12 protein-coding genes are annotated in these 14,802 nt (G+C 66.7%); 7 read left to right on the top strand and 5 right to left on the bottom strand.

Features of this window, described 5'->3' with window-relative positions:
- The first annotated feature begins 18 nt into the window (after positions 1 to 18).
- On the top strand, positions 19 to 1,020 hold the full coding sequence (locus CHB84_RS14730) for an NAD-dependent epimerase/dehydratase family protein (protein WP_089302184.1): 1,002 nt from the start codon (positions 19 to 21) through the stop codon (positions 1,018 to 1,020).
- A gap of 219 nt (positions 1,021 to 1,239) precedes the next feature.
- Here the strand turns inward: CHB84_RS14730 and CHB84_RS14725 are convergent, their stop codons facing one another.
- The 3 genes from CHB84_RS14725 to CHB84_RS23810 form a co-directional block, all read right to left on the bottom strand.
- Positions 1,240 to 1,638 (bottom strand): hypothetical protein, encoded by a 399-nt coding sequence (locus CHB84_RS14725; protein WP_245818757.1) that lies wholly within the window; start codon positions 1,636 to 1,638, stop codon positions 1,240 to 1,242.
- A gap of 121 nt (positions 1,639 to 1,759) precedes the next feature.
- Positions 1,760 to 2,881, bottom strand: coding sequence for a methyltransferase domain-containing protein (locus tag CHB84_RS14720; RefSeq protein ID WP_089302183.1), 1,122 nt, complete (start codon positions 2,879 to 2,881; stop codon positions 1,760 to 1,762).
- Positions 2,878 to 3,003 carry a hypothetical protein gene (locus tag CHB84_RS23810; RefSeq protein ID WP_281251759.1) on the bottom strand — a complete coding sequence of 42 codons (126 nt, stop codon included), beginning with the start codon at positions 3,001 to 3,003 and terminating at the stop codon, positions 2,878 to 2,880. Before CHB84_RS23810 ends, CHB84_RS14720 begins: the two co-directional genes overlap by 4 nt.
- 215 nt (positions 3,004 to 3,218) lie before the next feature.
- Between CHB84_RS23810 and CHB84_RS14715 the strand changes: the two genes are divergently transcribed.
- Positions 3,219 to 3,707 carry an NUDIX domain-containing protein gene (locus CHB84_RS14715; protein ID WP_089302243.1) on the top strand — a complete coding sequence of 163 codons (489 nt, stop codon included), beginning with the start codon at positions 3,219 to 3,221 and terminating at the stop codon, positions 3,705 to 3,707.
- Positions 3,708 to 3,747: 40 nt separating this feature from the next.
- Positions 3,748 to 4,959, top strand: coding sequence for a helix-turn-helix domain-containing protein (locus CHB84_RS14710; RefSeq protein WP_245818756.1), 1,212 nt, complete (start codon positions 3,748 to 3,750; stop codon positions 4,957 to 4,959).
- Positions 4,960 to 5,113: 154 nt separating this feature from the next.
- Here the strand turns inward: CHB84_RS14710 and CHB84_RS14705 are convergent, their stop codons facing one another.
- On the bottom strand, positions 5,114 to 6,745 hold the full coding sequence (locus tag CHB84_RS14705; protein WP_089302181.1) for a DUF6119 family protein: 1,632 nt from the start codon (positions 6,743 to 6,745) through the stop codon (positions 5,114 to 5,116).
- Positions 6,746 to 7,628: 883 nt separating this feature from the next.
- On the opposite strand from CHB84_RS14705, the gene CHB84_RS23805 reads away from it, so the two are divergent.
- The 4 genes from CHB84_RS23805 (at position 7,629) to CHB84_RS14690 (ending at position 13,046) form a co-directional block, all read left to right on the top strand.
- Positions 7,629 to 7,754: a hypothetical protein gene (locus CHB84_RS23805; RefSeq protein ID WP_281251758.1), complete on the top strand. Its 126-nt coding sequence runs from the start codon at positions 7,629 to 7,631 to the stop codon at positions 7,752 to 7,754.
- A 267-nt stretch (positions 7,755 to 8,021) separates the two neighbouring features.
- Entirely contained in the window at positions 8,022 to 9,638 is a 1,617-nt protein-coding gene (locus CHB84_RS14700) for an ABC transporter transmembrane domain-containing protein (RefSeq protein ID WP_089302180.1), read from the top strand.
- Positions 9,635 to 11,467, top strand: a complete 1,833-nt coding sequence (locus CHB84_RS14695; RefSeq protein ID WP_089302179.1) for an ABC transporter ATP-binding protein — start codon at positions 9,635 to 9,637, stop codon at positions 11,465 to 11,467. Before CHB84_RS14700 ends, CHB84_RS14695 begins: the two co-directional genes overlap by 4 nt.
- On the top strand, positions 11,454 to 13,046 hold the full coding sequence (locus CHB84_RS14690; RefSeq protein ID WP_089302178.1) for a GMC family oxidoreductase: 1,593 nt from the start codon (positions 11,454 to 11,456) through the stop codon (positions 13,044 to 13,046). The genes CHB84_RS14695 and CHB84_RS14690 overlap by 14 nt, the downstream gene beginning before the upstream one ends.
- A gap of 76 nt (positions 13,047 to 13,122) precedes the next feature.
- Here CHB84_RS14690 and CHB84_RS14685 read toward each other — a convergent pair whose 3' ends face one another.
- On the bottom strand, positions 13,123 to 14,619 hold the full coding sequence (locus CHB84_RS14685; RefSeq protein ID WP_089302177.1) for an aldehyde dehydrogenase family protein: 1,497 nt from the start codon (positions 14,617 to 14,619) through the stop codon (positions 13,123 to 13,125).
- Positions 14,620 to 14,802: the final 183 nt, after the last annotated feature.

Genomic DNA, 14,802 nt, shown 5'->3' with positions numbered 1-14,802 from the left:
TCACGGCAGGATGGGTCCATGCGGCTACTTGTACTGGGTGGGACGGGATTCGTCGGCGGGACCGTCGTGCGGGAGGCCGTACAGCGCGGGCACGAGGTGACCTGCACGGCACGCGGGGTCACAGGGGAACCTCCCGGCGGGGTACGCCACGTCCGGCTCGACCGCGACGATCCCGGCGCGCTGGAGCCGCTGGCCGGAGCGGAGTTCGACGCGGTCGTCGACGTCGCCGCAGGCTCGCACCCGTGGGTCGCCGAGGCCGTGCGCACGCTCGGCCCGCGCGCAGGCCACTGGACCTACGTCTCCACGGTCAACGTCTACGCGGACACCGCGACACCGGGACAGTCACCGGGGTCCGAGCTGCGCACGCCGTTGTACGACGCGGCGAATACCGCCAACGGCGACCCCGACGCCTACGGCAGGGTGAACGTCGCCTCCGAGGACGAGGTGCGCGACAAGCTCGGGGACCGCGCCTTCGTCGTCCGGCCGGGCCTGATCACCGGCCCCGGAGACACGATGGACCGGTTCGGTTACTGGCCCGCCCGCTTCGCGCGGGGCGGGCGGGTCCTCGCCCCCGACACCCCGGAGCAGCCCATCCAGTACATCGATGTCCGCGACCTTGCCGCGTGGATCGTCGACGCCGCCACCACCGGACGGACCGGGACGTTCGACGGCGTCGGGCAGTCCATGGCGCTGCGCGACCTTCTCGAAGGGATCGCCGCCGCGGTGGGCGTGCCGGTCGAGATGGTCGCCGTACCGGCAAAGGATCTGGAACGGGCCGGGGTCAACCCGTGGAGCGGCCCGCGCTCGCTGCCGCTGTGGCTGCCACCCAGCCACTACGGCCTGGCCTCGCACGACGCGCGGCCCGCGCTCGAGGCAGGGCTGCGACCACGCTCACTGCACGACGCGGCACTCGGTGCGCTCGAACACGAGCGCGCGCTCGGCCTGGACCGGCCACGCCAGGCAGGCCTGTCGCCCGAGGAGGAGCGCGCGGTGCTGAAGATGCTGGAACGGAGTTCGTGACCACGTCGCCGTGACCTACGTATCCGGCCGCTGAACTATTACCGTCCGGCTAGTCGTGTCGCCTACCGGAACGTCTCCTCGGCGGCGCTCCGCTACCCTCTCCGCGTCGTCGGCAATGATCTTGTCACGGCAGGCACCGTCCGCGCGAATCTCCTTGTGCCGTTCGTGAACTCCACCCATACAGTTCGAGCGCGACCTCGGCAAGAGCTGTCTAGCGGATTACGGGTCCGGCGTGACGGCATCCGGGTCGAACCAGACGAGCCGGCCGGAGACGTGGCTGCCGAATCCGAATCCGCGTAACGCCTCCTCCGGTGCGTTCAGCTTCATCCGCAGCGCACCGTCGATGCTGACCACCTCGGCACGATCGTCGAAGGCCAGTCCCCAACCGGCGATACGGGCATCCACGCGCCGCCCGTACTCCTGCACCACCGCGAACAAACGTGGAGCCTCGTCGGCAACGATGCCGGAGAGGATAGCGGCGAACGTCTCCTCGTCGCACAGCGGAGCCTTTCCGGACGGATCCGGCACAAGCCGATCGAGTGGGTGGACGTAGCCGGTGTACTCCGTGTCCGCCTCCTGCTGCGCCTCAAGCGAGTCCACGGTCCCAGTGCCTTCCATCTGTCAGTGTCCCTTCCGATTCCTTACCGTGCCCCGTGCCCGAGCCGGAGGCACGCACAGCACACACCCGTACAAGTACCCACGCATACGGATGTCCCACGACCAACTTGCGGCGGCGATGTCACGGTGCGAGTGTCCAGCGATACTCGCCGTCCTGACTGTTCAGCCATATTGCTTGCTCGTCTTCGGCAATCGTGATGCCGAACTGGCTGGGATCCGGTGTGCAGTGCTGCTGCCACCAGCGGTAGCCCGCTACGGCTTCATCCCACAGACGACGGGGACCCTGCTGGTACACGTCGAACGGAGTGCCATGATCGAGATCAACATCGACCTGTGCCCACGACCGCGAAGTACTGTCGTGTAGCTCAACAATGTGCTGGTTATGACCGCGAGCGTCTTCCTCGTAATGCATCCTGCACTGGGGCACGAGGAGCCCGATCGTGAACGCTGCCTTCGACGCTGCCACCATCCGATACAGGTCACTCGCATCCAGCTCTGTAAGGGAATGATCGGCACTCGACATGTCGAGCGCACCGCCGTCGGCATGGGTCAGGCTACGGCGCTGTGAACGCAGCCGCATGAACGCGTAGCCTGCGCTGAACGAACCGACAGCATGTCCCGCCGACGTTACTTGAAGGCGTGCCAGGGCACTGCAGTAATCGGTGCCCCATGGCGCCACGACGATTCCACCTACTCGTGTTTGTGCTACCCATGAGTGGGGGATGTGACGCGCTGACGCTGTCGCGATAACCCGGTCATACGGCGCGGCCGGCGGATACCCGTACTCGCCGTTGGCTGTGATGACTTCGACGTCTGCTTCCTCGGCGCGCAACGCTCGACGCGCATTGTCGGCTACGGCTGGGTCGATCTCCACGCTGATGACCCTGCCGCGCTCGCCGGCGCGATGCGCTAGAAGTGCCGCGTTCCAGCCGGTACCGGTGCCAATCTCCAGCACGTTATCGCCGCATTGCACGTCGAGAGCATCGAGCATTCCCGCCACGACGCTCGGCATGCTCGCCGAACTGGTCGGGGTCACCCCGTGTCTCGCGGCGTAACCATCATCGACCTGGGTGATCACTGGTTGATCGCCGCGCGTCAGCTTCGCCCACAGTTGCGGGTCACTGGCCCGGGATACAGGAACGAACGTGCGCCCGGACCCGTCGGTCCATACGATGTCCGGAAGGAACGGTTCACGGGGCACCTCGGCGAGGAGATCGAACCAGTCGGTCACGGCGCGCGTCACTTCTCATCCTTGTCGTGCTTGTCGCCGTCGTCTTTGTTACCGGCGTTAGTCCACTTCTCCGGTTGCGGTTCGCCGTGCCCATCTCGAGAACCGTCATGCCTGCCCGGCTTGTCTCCGCTCATGACTACTCACCCCTCAAGTACTTGGTTCGATGGCGGCTGGAGAACTACTAGGCCGTCTGCTTCGCTACTGTCGCGTGTTCGACCACTAAGCAACAGCGCTCTCCGCCATGCTTTCTCACCAGCAGGTCACACGATCTATGCGTCTGAGGCATAGGCGGCACCGAGCGACTTCGGCAGCGCGGTCACAAATAATGGCGGCGGGTAGTCTCGCGGCCGTGGATCTCCTTCCGTTCGACGACTACGTTCGCTCACTCAACCGCAAGCGCATGTCGGCTGGGGTACTACTACGCGACGGTGACCGGCGCGTTCTACTGATCCAACCGTCCTACAAGCCGCACTGGGACATCCCTGGCGGCGCGGTCGATGCCGAAGAGGCCCCGTGGACGACTGCCGTTCGCGAACTGCGCGAGGAGCTCGGAATCGTCAGGACGCTCGGCCCACCCCTCGTGATCGATCACATCCGGTCGGATCCACGCATGCCCGAAGGTATCGCGTTCATCTTCGACGGAGGGCTGATCGATCAAGCTGACGTGGACGCGCTCGACCTCACGGACCCGGAGATCCTTTCGGTTGACCTCGTCCCAGTCGACCAGGTGGCTACAAAAGTGAAGCCTTCCCTCGCACGGCGCCTGTCCGTGGCTTGGTCTGTTGTCGCTACCGGGAATCTCGCTTTGTGCAATGACGGTGAACGCATTACGTTATAGGATGAGTGCTTTCTGTGACTGGCTTTAGGGGGTCATGAGCGTGGGCGCACTCTCGGAAAACGTGTCACGCCTTCGCAAGGCACGGGACTTGTCTCAGGAGCGCCTGGCTGAGTCCGCATCCGTTGGCGTGGATACCGTCGCCCGGATCGAGCAAGGTCTCCGGGTGACCTGCCGCCCAGCAACGTTGCGACGGCTCGCTGCTGCCCTCGATGTCACAGTCGACGTTTTGCTGGGCCAGACCACGACACGAGACTCGGCAGATCTCGACGTTGCCCCGCTCCGATGCGCAATCACAGCCGGACACCATATCCCCGGCCTGCACGACGACACAGGAGCAGCACGCGAAGGCGTCACCGCTCATGTATTACTCAGCGACGCTCACCAGGCATGGCGTGCATACGTCGACGGGCGCCACGCTGAGCTGATCCACGTTCTACCCGAACTACTTACGGTGTCTCGCCAGCTCATCGACATCGCTGGCTGCGATGACAAAGCTCGCGCCTACCGGGCACTCTCAACCGCATACCGGGTCAGTGCTGGACTGGCGGGCCGGCTGGACCTTGATGATCTCGCATGGACAGCTGCCGAACGGGGTCTTGACGCGGCACGGTACTCAGACGCGCCTGATGAAGAATCGGCCATCACTATCCGCTACCTCACATGGACTCTCGTCAGGCAGGGCAGATTCGAGCAAGCCGAGCGTGTGGCCGTACAAGCAGCTGAACAGATCCAACCGGCTATGTTCGATCAAAATGACACCCGTGCCGGAGTGTTCGGCAACCTACTCTTCAATGCCGCATCAGCCGCCCTGTTCTCAGGAAACTCCGCGCGAGCCGAGCGTCTACTTGCCGAAGCACACGCTGCGGCCGTCCGCACGCAGCGTGACACGGCGAACGAAGCTGCCATATTCGGGCCTCGCGTCGTTGCGTTCCAACGTGTCGAACTCATCGCCCATTCCGGCGACGCCGCACACGCACTACATCAGGCGGGCACCGTCCCGGCGAGCCGCGGTAGCGTGCCCGCGTTCTGGGAATCCGGGCACAGGCTACGTCTCGCGGCCGCAGCGATGGACGTGCGCCGACACAAGCTGGCGCTTTCGTTACTCGACGAGGCGCGCTCGTTGGCGCCCGACTGGGCACGGAGGCAACCACTCGGTATCGCGACCATGCGACGCCTCGTCGACTGCGCACCACGTCGGCAAGGCGCGCCGTTCAGCGAGCTGGCCCGGCACTACAACGTGGTCCCGGCGTAAGGGCAACCGCGTGCCGATGGCCTAGAGGCGTCTAGCCTCCCCACGAGACCAACGGATGTTGACGTGCGCTACCCCAAGTACCCCAACTAGGTAACAATCACTTGGACCTTCGCAATCGGGCATACGTCGCTCGACGCGCAATATCGTTCATTGATCACGGTCGCATGATCGGCACGACGAAGACCTGCACACCGCGCTCCTCCAGGGATGCCACGTGGCGTACCAGATTTACCTTGGTAAATGTGAACAGGTCTTCCGCCGATATTGGCCGCGCCTTACGCGCTACTCCAAGGATGACGGATCTGATGGGCGTCGTCATCTCCGATACGTCACCTCTCGAGCGCTCGACGATTGCACGGAATTCGTCCCGCGCCTCCTCATCATGAAGTAACGCATCTGCCGACACGAGCGCTTGGGCGAGCAGGTGACTAGCCGGTGCAGATTTGTCGATGTCCTTCACGTGCACCAACTCCCCCTCGGAAAGGAGAATGTCGCACGCCTCGATCCCGTGCCTATGGAGGCCGGTGTGAATAAGCTTCTGGTCCATGAGCGTCCCACCGAGCGACTGAGCTGCACGCGTGTTGTACATTGCTTCGTCCTCATCGCCGTCGGCGGGCCAGTCAGGCAGACTAATACCCGGATCGCGTTCAAATATCTCCTGCACACGCCTGCTGAGCTTCTCCGCGTAATTCGAGGCCATGAGGTACCATGAGCCGCCGTGTAGGCAGTAGCACCTGCCATCCTCGTATGTCTCGAACGCAAGCCACTTGCGTGCAGCGATCGCGCTGGTGATCGCTTCTTCCCCTTCAGCATCTCGAAAGAGCACGATGCGCATGCGATCTAGCTTGGCAAGTCTATCCTCTGGATCGAGCCCACCAAGCGGAGCCAAGAGCGAATCGAGGTCGGGGATTCCATCCTGCACGAATCCGTGTTCACGACCCGCGCTAATCAGCCTGTAGGACGAAGGAGTACCGTTCTCGTCAATCTGCTCATGTGGCCACGACAGCGCCAGACGCCCGATATCGTGCCCGGCGAGTTTCCTAGCCAATTGACTTTCCAGCCGATCTTTCAGCTTCGTTTGATTCTTGATCGCAACCAACTGCTCCAACACTTCCAATTCGGCAGGCGCTTGTAGATTCAAAATCGAATCGATCAAGTCCAGATCGGCAAGCAAAGCGTCGGGACGCCTACCTAGCGGCATGTTGAGTGCATCAGCACCACGAATAACAAGCGGGTTCGCTCCCGCTGTCAGACCCTCAATCTTTGCCTTGGCAACTAGCCGTGTGACCAGCTCACCAAAATCCGAAACGCCGAACCCGCGTAGATGCTCTCCACTCGGGATGGACAACCGGTCCGTTCGCGAGCGATAATCGAGCGTCGTACGCGTCAGAGAGTTGAGCTCGTTGGGATCAACTGTTCGGATCGCAATGCGCTGCCCGAAGCCGGGGTCAACCTTGGCTTGCTCTAGCAAGTGAAACCCCATTCCGTATGTCAACGCCCAAGCGGCGTCGTCTCCGTTACGAATCAAAAGCGCGGCAGCGGCTATCCTATTCCCGATTTCGACCGTATGGTCTGTAAGCTGCTGAAGCGTATCTGCCCACCGGACGAGTTGGGTCACCATGACGCCCGTAACGAGAAGTGCCTCCCGATCATTCACGATCACGTACTGCCATGAGAAATCCGAGTTTTCGTCGGTATATTTGGACCGGACTCCATCCAGCAAGATCGGTACATCTACTAGCCGATAAAGAGTCGTCCGCACCGATGGCGACTGCTTGCGCGCCATATTATTCGCCCCATATCTATCGTATACACCTAATACTTTCCGTGTATGTCGCCCCGAAGCATCGGCCTGTTACCGTACGAATGCGAGCAACTGCGTTACGTTAGTCAACTGTTATCAATAGCGACGAGAAGCACTGGAAGTTGTCTGAGCTTGCGCATCTGGCGAATGCGTTGAGTGTGACCTCGGGACAGACCGAGCTTCACTCCGATGATCCGTGGCCGTGCACTCACCAGCCGGGTTCGGTCACCCGGCACGGGCGCGTTAGCTGTCGCCAATCAATGCGGCATGGACCTCGCCAGCGCCGACGCCGGAAACATCTCTAAGATCGAGCAAGGTGACGGGGCGTCACCGACCGAGACCTCACGAAGCTCGCAACTGCCTTCGGTATTGAGGCGGACCGCGCGAGCGTATTCAACAAGCTCGCCATCGAGGCCAGGCGCAAGCTCCCACCGGCCCGCATGCCCGAATGGGTCACCAAGTACGTTGACTTCAAAACTGCCGCGACCGAAGTCAGGATCTTCTTCGCCGACTACTTCCTCGGCACAGACCCGACGCTCGTCTAAGCTCGCGCGATGTTGAGCAGTGCAGACGGCATGGCGCCGTCTGAGGTGGAGTCCCTAGCCGAGGAGCGAGCAGCGCGGATCGAGACGTTGATACGGGGCGAGCCGACGCGGCTCTAGCTCATCGTCGGAATGGAGGCGCTGCACCGCGAGATCGGCGGCAAGGACGTGCTGCGGGGCCAGCTTGAGCACCTCCGATCGCTGTGCCGTACGGCTCGTGCCTTTCGACGGTGGAGCGTATCCTTATCACGCGCTTGCATTCACGCTCGTTACGCTGATCGAGGGCAGGCCAGGCATCGTCTATATTGAAGCCCTGACCGCCAGTGACCATACTCGGTCGCGAGTACGTGCGGGTCTACCGCCTCGCCTATGACACGAGGACAGCCGCGTTGAACCCGCAACGCACGCTGGAACTGCTCGAGCGGCGCATCAAGGAACTGTCAGTGTAGGCGCTAGAAGTGCGACGACGTGCTGTTGCAAGAGCGGAACACGCGTGCTGGCGAAAGTCCAGGCGCAGCGAGGGGCGCAGGGCTGTGTCGAGGTGGCGTTCGCGGCGCACGGCGGGCATGCGCGACGGTGACCTCGCCTGACGAGCCCCGGAGCATCACACGCCGTCTGTTGCCGGACCACCGGTAGGCACGAAGCAAAATTCCGTTGAGTCGCCGGGCCACCGCGAGTAGCTTCCGGGCATGAACACTTCCGGGTTCGTTTGACCTATGCGCCGCGCCGCCAGGAGCACGGCCGCGGACAACAGCCGTCGCTTCCGGTTGCGCACACCGTTACGCACCCGGCCGTGGCTGGCCACAGCCTCGGCGATCGCAGGCGCGTTCACCCTGTTGCCCGGCGCGGCCCTGCCCTTCGTGGTCGGTGCGGCCATCGACGACGGCATCGCCGCCGGGGACGCAGGAACACTGGGGTTCTGGGTCGCTGCCGTACTCGCCCTCGCGCTACTGCAGGCCTGCGCCGCCGGACTGTCCGCATGGACCTCGCACACCATGTGGGTGCACGGGTCGACCAGCGCGCAGCACGCACTGATCACGGCGGTGACCGGGCTGGGGGCCGACCTTCCGCGCCAGGTGCCGACCGGTGACGTCGTCGCGACGGGCTCCGAAGACGTCTACCAGACCGGCAACGCCATGGAGCTGTTCGGGCGCGCGGCGGGAGCGCTGATCACCTTCTGTGTGCTCGGCGCCGCGCTCATCACGATCTCCCCGCTGCTCGGCACCGTCGCGATGGTGGGTGTCCCGCTCGCGGTGGCCGGTATCGGCCCCCTGATGCGGCCGCTTGTGCGCAGGAAGGAAGCCCAGCGCGAGCGAGCGTCCGAGGTCAACGCGATGGGCGCGGACATCGTGTCCGGGCTGCGCATCCTGCGCGGCATCGGGGGAGAAGGGCGGTTCCGGGAACGGTTCGTCCGCACCAGCCGCGAGGTGCTCCGCGCCGGGCTGCGGGTCGGCACGGTGCAGTCCTGGCTGGCCGCGGCCGAGGTCGCCCTACCCGGGTTGGTCACCGTCGCCGTGACCTGGCTCGGGGCGCGGCTGGCCCTGGACGGCAGCATCTCGACGGGGCAGCTGATCGCCTTCTACGGGGCCTCCGCGTTCCTGGTCGTGCCGGTGAAGGCCGCGACGGAAGCGGCCGAGGAGTTCGCGTCGGCGATCGTCGCGGTCCGCAAGGTCGACAGCCTCGTCCGGCGTCGCCGTTCGCACGACGAAACCGGCGATCCCGCCGACCCCCAGCCGCTGCCACCCGGGCCGCTTTCGGTGACCGACGAGCACGCCCACCTGCCCGCAGGCAGGCTGAGCGTGCTACCGGCCGGACGCGCCCGCGCCGAACGGCTCGCTGGCGTCGAACCGGGGGCGGTACGCGTCGGCGGGATCGACACGGCGCGCGTCAGCCACCACGAACTGCGGCGCCGCGTCGTCCTGGTGCTCGGCGACGACCTGTGGTTCTCCGGCCCGGTCGGTGCCGAGCTGGCAGCAGGCGACCGGGTGAGTGTGGCGCAGGCCGTCGCCGCCGCCGACGCGACCGACATCATCGACGCGTTCCCGCACGGCTACGCCGAGACCGTCAGCGAGCGCGGCCGGTCGGTCTCCGGGGGCCAGCGTCAACGCCTGAACCTGGCTCGCGCCCTCACGCTCGACCCGGACGTGCTCATCCTCGACGACCCCACCTCCGCAGTGGACGCGCACAGCGAGGCGCGCATCTCCCGGCGGGTCGCACGTCTGCGGGCCGGGCGCACCACCGTGGTGCTCACCGGGAGCGAGCTGTGGCGGCAGGCGGCGGAATCGGCCCAGGACGCGTACGGAAACGACAACGGCCAGGAGGTAACCCGATGACCCCTGCACCGCTGCCGCTGGCCGGCACCCGGGACGTACGGCGCTGGCTGCGCGGCGTCGCGGGCAGCCACCGGCGACTGTTCGTCGGCATGCTCGCCCTGTTCCTCCTCGCCGCCACCTGCGGGCTGGCCGGCCCGCGGATACTCGGGCTGATCGTCGACACCGTTGCCGGTGAGACCGGCCTGTCCGTCGACGCGCTCGCGCTCGCCTTCCTCGGCATCCTTGCCTGCCACGCCGTGCTGAGCAAGATGGCCCACATGCGGGCTGCGGCCTTCGGCGAGCACGTGCTCGCGACCGCCCGCGAGGAGTTCGTCGGGCACGCGCTGGTCATGCCGGTCGGCACGATCGAGGCCGCAGGAACCGGCGACCTGCTCAGCAGGGCGACCACCGATGTGGACCGCATCGAGTACGCCGCGCGGTACGCGGCACCGCAGATCCTCACCTCGACCGTCACCGTCACGCTGACCGCCGGTGCCGTGCTCGTGACCTCCCCGCTGCTGGCGCCGGGGATGCTGGTGGCCGTCCCGGTCATCGTGCTGAGCACCCGCTGGTACCTGCCGCGCGCGCTGCCCGTCATCGAACGCATCCTGTCCGGCTGGGGCGCCGTGCAGGCAGGCACCACGGAGTCGGTGCACGGCGCGCGCACCATCGAGACGCTGGGGCAGGCGGGGCGTCGGGTCGAGCTCAACCGGCGCGCCGTCGGTTCGGCGCGCGACGCGGAACACGCACACCGCGGTCTGCTCACCCGCTGGCTGTCCTGCCTTGAGCTGTCCTACCTGCTGCCTGTCGTGGTGATCCTGCCGCTCGGCGCGTGGGCATACAACGCCGGGCACGTCAGTCTCGGCACGATCACCACGGTGGTGCTCTACCTGCTCGCGATGGGCGGTCCGCTGAACGAACTGATGCTGTGGCTGGAGGAGCTGCAGATCGGCAACACAGCCCTGCGCAGGATCCTCGGCGTGCGGCGGGTGCCGGCGGGCCACGACACGGCCCCCGAGCGGCCCACCGCACACGACCTGCGGCTCGACGGTGTGCGGTTCTCCTACCTTCCCGGCCGCGAGGTGCTGCACGGCATCACCCTGGCCGTGCCGCAGGGCGAGCGGCTCGCGGTCGTCGGGCCGTCCGGTTCCGGTAAGTCCACACTGGCGCGACTGCTCGCGGGGTTGTCCCAACCCGACTCCGGAACGCTGCGCATCGGGGGCGTGGACATCGCGCACCTGCCGCCGGAGCAGCTGCGTCGTGAGCTGATCCTGCTGACGCAGGAGCACCACGTGTTCGCCACCACGTTGCGCGAGAACCTCGCCCTGGCCGAGCGGCCGCGCACGGACGGGCAGCTGGTCGACGCGCTGCGCGTGGTCGGCGCGCGGGAGTGGTTCGAGTCGCTGCCGCACGGGCTGGACACCCGGCTCGGGCCGGGCGAGCATCCCGTCACGCCCGGACACGCCCAGCAGATCGCGCTCGCGCGCGTGGTGCTGGCCGATCCACCCGTTGTGGTGCTTGACGAGGCGATGTCCGCCCTCGACGATGGCGCGATGCGGGATCTGCAGCGATCCACTTCCACGGCGCTGTCCGCCGCCCTGTCCGGTCGTACGATCATCTCCATCACGCACCGGCTCGACGCCGCACGCGTGGCGGACCGGATCCTGGTGCTGGAAGGCGGCAGGATCACAGAGCTCGGTAGCCATGACGAGCTGATCGCGGCGGGAGGGTCGTACGCGTGGCTGGCGCACGCTGCAGGCACGACCGGCGGGACCGCGCCCACCACGACCCGGGCCGTTCCGGCCGGGCCGACGAAACCGGAAAGCGGGAGGCAACGTGGCCGGGACTGAATCCTTCGACTACATCATCGTCGGCGCGGGAAGCGCGGGGTGCGTGCTGGCGAACCGGCTCACAGCCGACCCGGCCGCCCGGGTCCTGCTCCTGGAGGCCGGACCGGCCGACGACATCGACGAAGCCCACATCCCGGCGGCCTTCGCGGCGATGTTCAAGACCAACCGGGACTGGAACTACCGGACGACGCCGCAGAAGCACCTGCACGACTCGCTCTACTGGCCGCGCGGCAAGATGCTCGGCGGCAGCTCGTCGATGAACGCGATGATCTACATCCGTGGCAACCGGGCCGACTACGACCGGTGGCGGGACGACTTCGGTGCCACCGGGTGGGGTTACCGGGACGTGCTGCGCTACTTCGTGCGCTCCGAGAGCAACACCCGGTTCGCGGGCCCGCTGCACGGCACGACCGGGCCGTTGCGGGTGCAGGACCGGCGGTTCACCCACGAGCTGACCCACGCGTGGGTGGACGCGGCGGTCTCCTGCGGTATCAAACGCACCGAGGACTTCAACGGCACCAGCCAGTACGGGGCCGGTACCTACCAGGTCACCTGCCACGGTGGCAGGCGTTGGTCGGCCGCGGATGCCTACCTGCGTCCCGCGCTGGACAGGCCGAACCTGGTGGTGCGCACGGAAGCGCACGCCACAGGGGTCGTGCTGTCCGGTACCCGCGCGGTGGGGGTGCGCTACCTGCGCGACGGGCAGGAACACACCGTGCATACCGACGGCGAGGTGCTGCTGGCAGGAGGGGCGATCAACTCGCCGCAACTGCTGATGCTGTCCGGGATCGGCCCCGCAGGGCACCTGACCGAGCTGGGCATCGACGTCGCGGCGGCCCTGCCCGGCGTCGGGGAGAACCTGCACGACCACCCCGCTGCCCCGATCATCTGGTCCACCCGCGCCACGACGGATGTCGCCGGATCGGCGAACCCGGCCGGCCTGGCACGCTGGCAGCTGACCGGGCGCGGGCCGCTGACGTCGAACATCGGCGAGGGCGGCGGGTTCATGTCCACCACAGACGGGCAACCGGCTCCGGACATGCAGTTCCACGTGGCGCCGACGCTGTTCTACGAGCACGGGCTCCGGGAGGCGACGCTGCCCGGCTTCACCTCCGCCGCGACCCTCGTGGACGTGGCCAGCAGGGGCAAGCTGCGCCTGCGCTCGGCGCACCCGCTGTGGCGGCCGGAGATCGACCCCAACTACTACGCCGAACCGCCCGATCTCGACGCCGTGGTCTCCGGGCTACGCACCCTGATCGAGATCGGCAGGCACGGCCCGCTCGCCACCTACCTGGATCGGCCCTTCCTCCCGGACCGTACGGAGGTGGACAGCATGGACGACACGGAGCTGGCCGAGCACGCGCGCCATGCGACCCAGACGCTGTACCACCCCGTCGGCACCTGCGCGATGGGCGAGACCGAGGAGTCGGTCGTCGACCCGCGGTTGCGGGTACGCGGCGTCGACGGGCTACGGGTGGTCGACGCCTCGGTGATGCCGCGAATCCCGCGCGGCAACACCAACGCCCCCACCATCATGATCGCCGAGAAAGCCGCCGACGACATCCGCGCGGTGCGCTGAATGACGCTTTCAGTCCGTACCAATGGTTGAATGACGCTTTCAGCTCGTGAGATGGACTGAAAGCGTCATTCAGCATTCACTTGCGGCCGTGCAGGATCGCCATCGCTTTGGAGACGAGCTGCTCGGTCTTGTCGCTACGGGTGAACGAGGTCAGCGCCAGCGGCGCGGGGAAGCGCTGGCGGGCGATCGCCTTCGGCCTGGCGAACTCGCGCAGGCCTTCCGGCCCGTGGATCCTGCCGAAGCCCGAGTCGCCGACGCCACCGAAGGGCAGCGACGCGATCCCCGCGAAAGCCAGCGGCGCGTTGATCGCCGTAGCCCCGGTACGCAACCTGCGCGCGATCTCGGTGCCGCGCGAGTGCGAGAACACCGTCGAGCCGAGCCCGTAGACGGTGTCGTTGGCCTTGGCGATGGCCTCCTCCATGTCCCGCACCTTCGCGATGGTCACGGTCGGCCCGAACGTCTCCTCGCGCACCGCGCTGGACTCTTCCGGCACGTCGACCAGCACCGTCGGCTGCACACACCGGTCGCCGACGGCCTCGAGCCCGCCTGCCAGCGCACGGCCGCCCCGGGCCAGCGCGTCCGTGATGTGCGAGCGGACGACCTCGATCTGCGAGCGCATGGTCATCGGGCCGTACTGCGCCCGCGAGTCGGCGCCCCCTCGGATGTCCTTGGTCTTGTCGAGCACCTTCGCGACGAACTCGTCGTGCACCCGCTCGTGCACGTACACCCGCTCCACGCCGATGCAGGTCTGCCCGGCGTTGGAGAAGGCGCCCCACACGGTGGCGTCGGCCGCCGCATCCAGGTCGGCATCGGCGTCGACCAGCATCGGGTCCTTGCCGCCCGCCTCGATCACGACCGGAGTGAGCCTCTCGGAGGCCGCCGCCATGATCTTCTTGCCGGTGGCCGTGGACCCGGTGAACGCGATCTTGTTGACCTCACTGCGCACCAGCGCATCGCCGGTGGTCCCGAAACCGGTCACCTGCTGCAGGACCGGGTACTCCGGCACGACCTCGGCGAACGTGTCGACCAGCCACTGCCCGACGCCAGGGGTGTACTCGCTCGGTTTGAACACCACCGCGTTACCGGCTGCCAGCGCGTAGGTCACCGAGCCCAGCGGGGTGTACACCGGGTAGTTCCACGGGCCGATCACGCCGACCACGCCGTACGGCTGGTACTCCACGGTCGCGTCGTTGTTGGACAGCAGCAGCCCGGGCGCCCGGTGCTTGCGGCCGAGGACCTTACGCGCGTTGCGCGCCGCCCAGTCGATGTGCTCGATCGCCAGGACCGCCTCCAGCTGGGCGTCCCCGGTCGGTTTGCCGGTTTCGGCGCGCACGACCTCCGCCAGCTGTGCCAGCCTGCGGGTGAGCACGCCCTTCCACCGGCGCAACCGTTCGGCCCGACCGGCGTAGCCGAGCGCCTCCCACCAGACGGCGGCCTCGTGCGCCTTGGACACGGCCGCCTCGACATCCTCGCGAGAGTGCACGGGGTGGGTACCCACCACCTCGTCCGTCGCCGGGTTCAGCGACTCGAAGGATTCCCGCACCGTGGACTGCTCGGGGAGCACGCTGGTCATCTCTTGCCTCCGTCGACTCGGCTGGGACCAAGGTTACGCCGTTACTGGCACTACGCCAATAGCTGTCCCGCTACAGGGTGCCGGTGTGGTGAATCATACCCGGGGGCGCGCCCGGACGCCGCCGCGAACACGGCGCGGCCCGCTTGGTCGCGAGCGACCGCACCCGTAGGCTGGTGACCGCCC

It is taken from the genome of Haloechinothrix alba, assembly GCF_900188115.1.
Classification (GTDB): domain Bacteria; phylum Actinomycetota; class Actinomycetes; order Mycobacteriales; family Pseudonocardiaceae; genus Haloechinothrix; species Haloechinothrix alba.
Note: the sequence above shows the minus strand (reverse complement) of the source record. Positions and strands in the feature narration are given on the sequence as shown.

Coding starts and splice junctions, on each gene's coding strand:
- CHB84_RS14725 (WP_245818757.1), bottom strand. CDS start 1,638: ATGGAAGGCACTGGGACCGTGGACTCGCTTGAGGCGCAGCAGGAGGCG.
- CHB84_RS14700 (WP_089302180.1), top strand. CDS start 8,022: ATGCGCCGCGCCGCCAGGAGCACGGCCGCGGACAACAGCCGTCGCTTC.
- CHB84_RS14705 (WP_089302181.1), bottom strand. CDS start 6,745: ATGGCGCGCAAGCAGTCGCCATCGGTGCGGACGACTCTTTATCGGCTA.
- CHB84_RS14685 (WP_089302177.1), bottom strand. CDS start 14,619: ATGACCAGCGTGCTCCCCGAGCAGTCCACGGTGCGGGAATCCTTCGAG.
- CHB84_RS14695 (WP_089302179.1), top strand. CDS start 9,635: ATGACCCCTGCACCGCTGCCGCTGGCCGGCACCCGGGACGTACGGCGC.
- CHB84_RS14730 (WP_089302184.1), top strand. CDS start 19: ATGCGGCTACTTGTACTGGGTGGGACGGGATTCGTCGGCGGGACCGTC.
- CHB84_RS23810 (WP_281251759.1), bottom strand. CDS start 3,003: ATGAGCGGAGACAAGCCGGGCAGGCATGACGGTTCTCGAGATGGGCAC.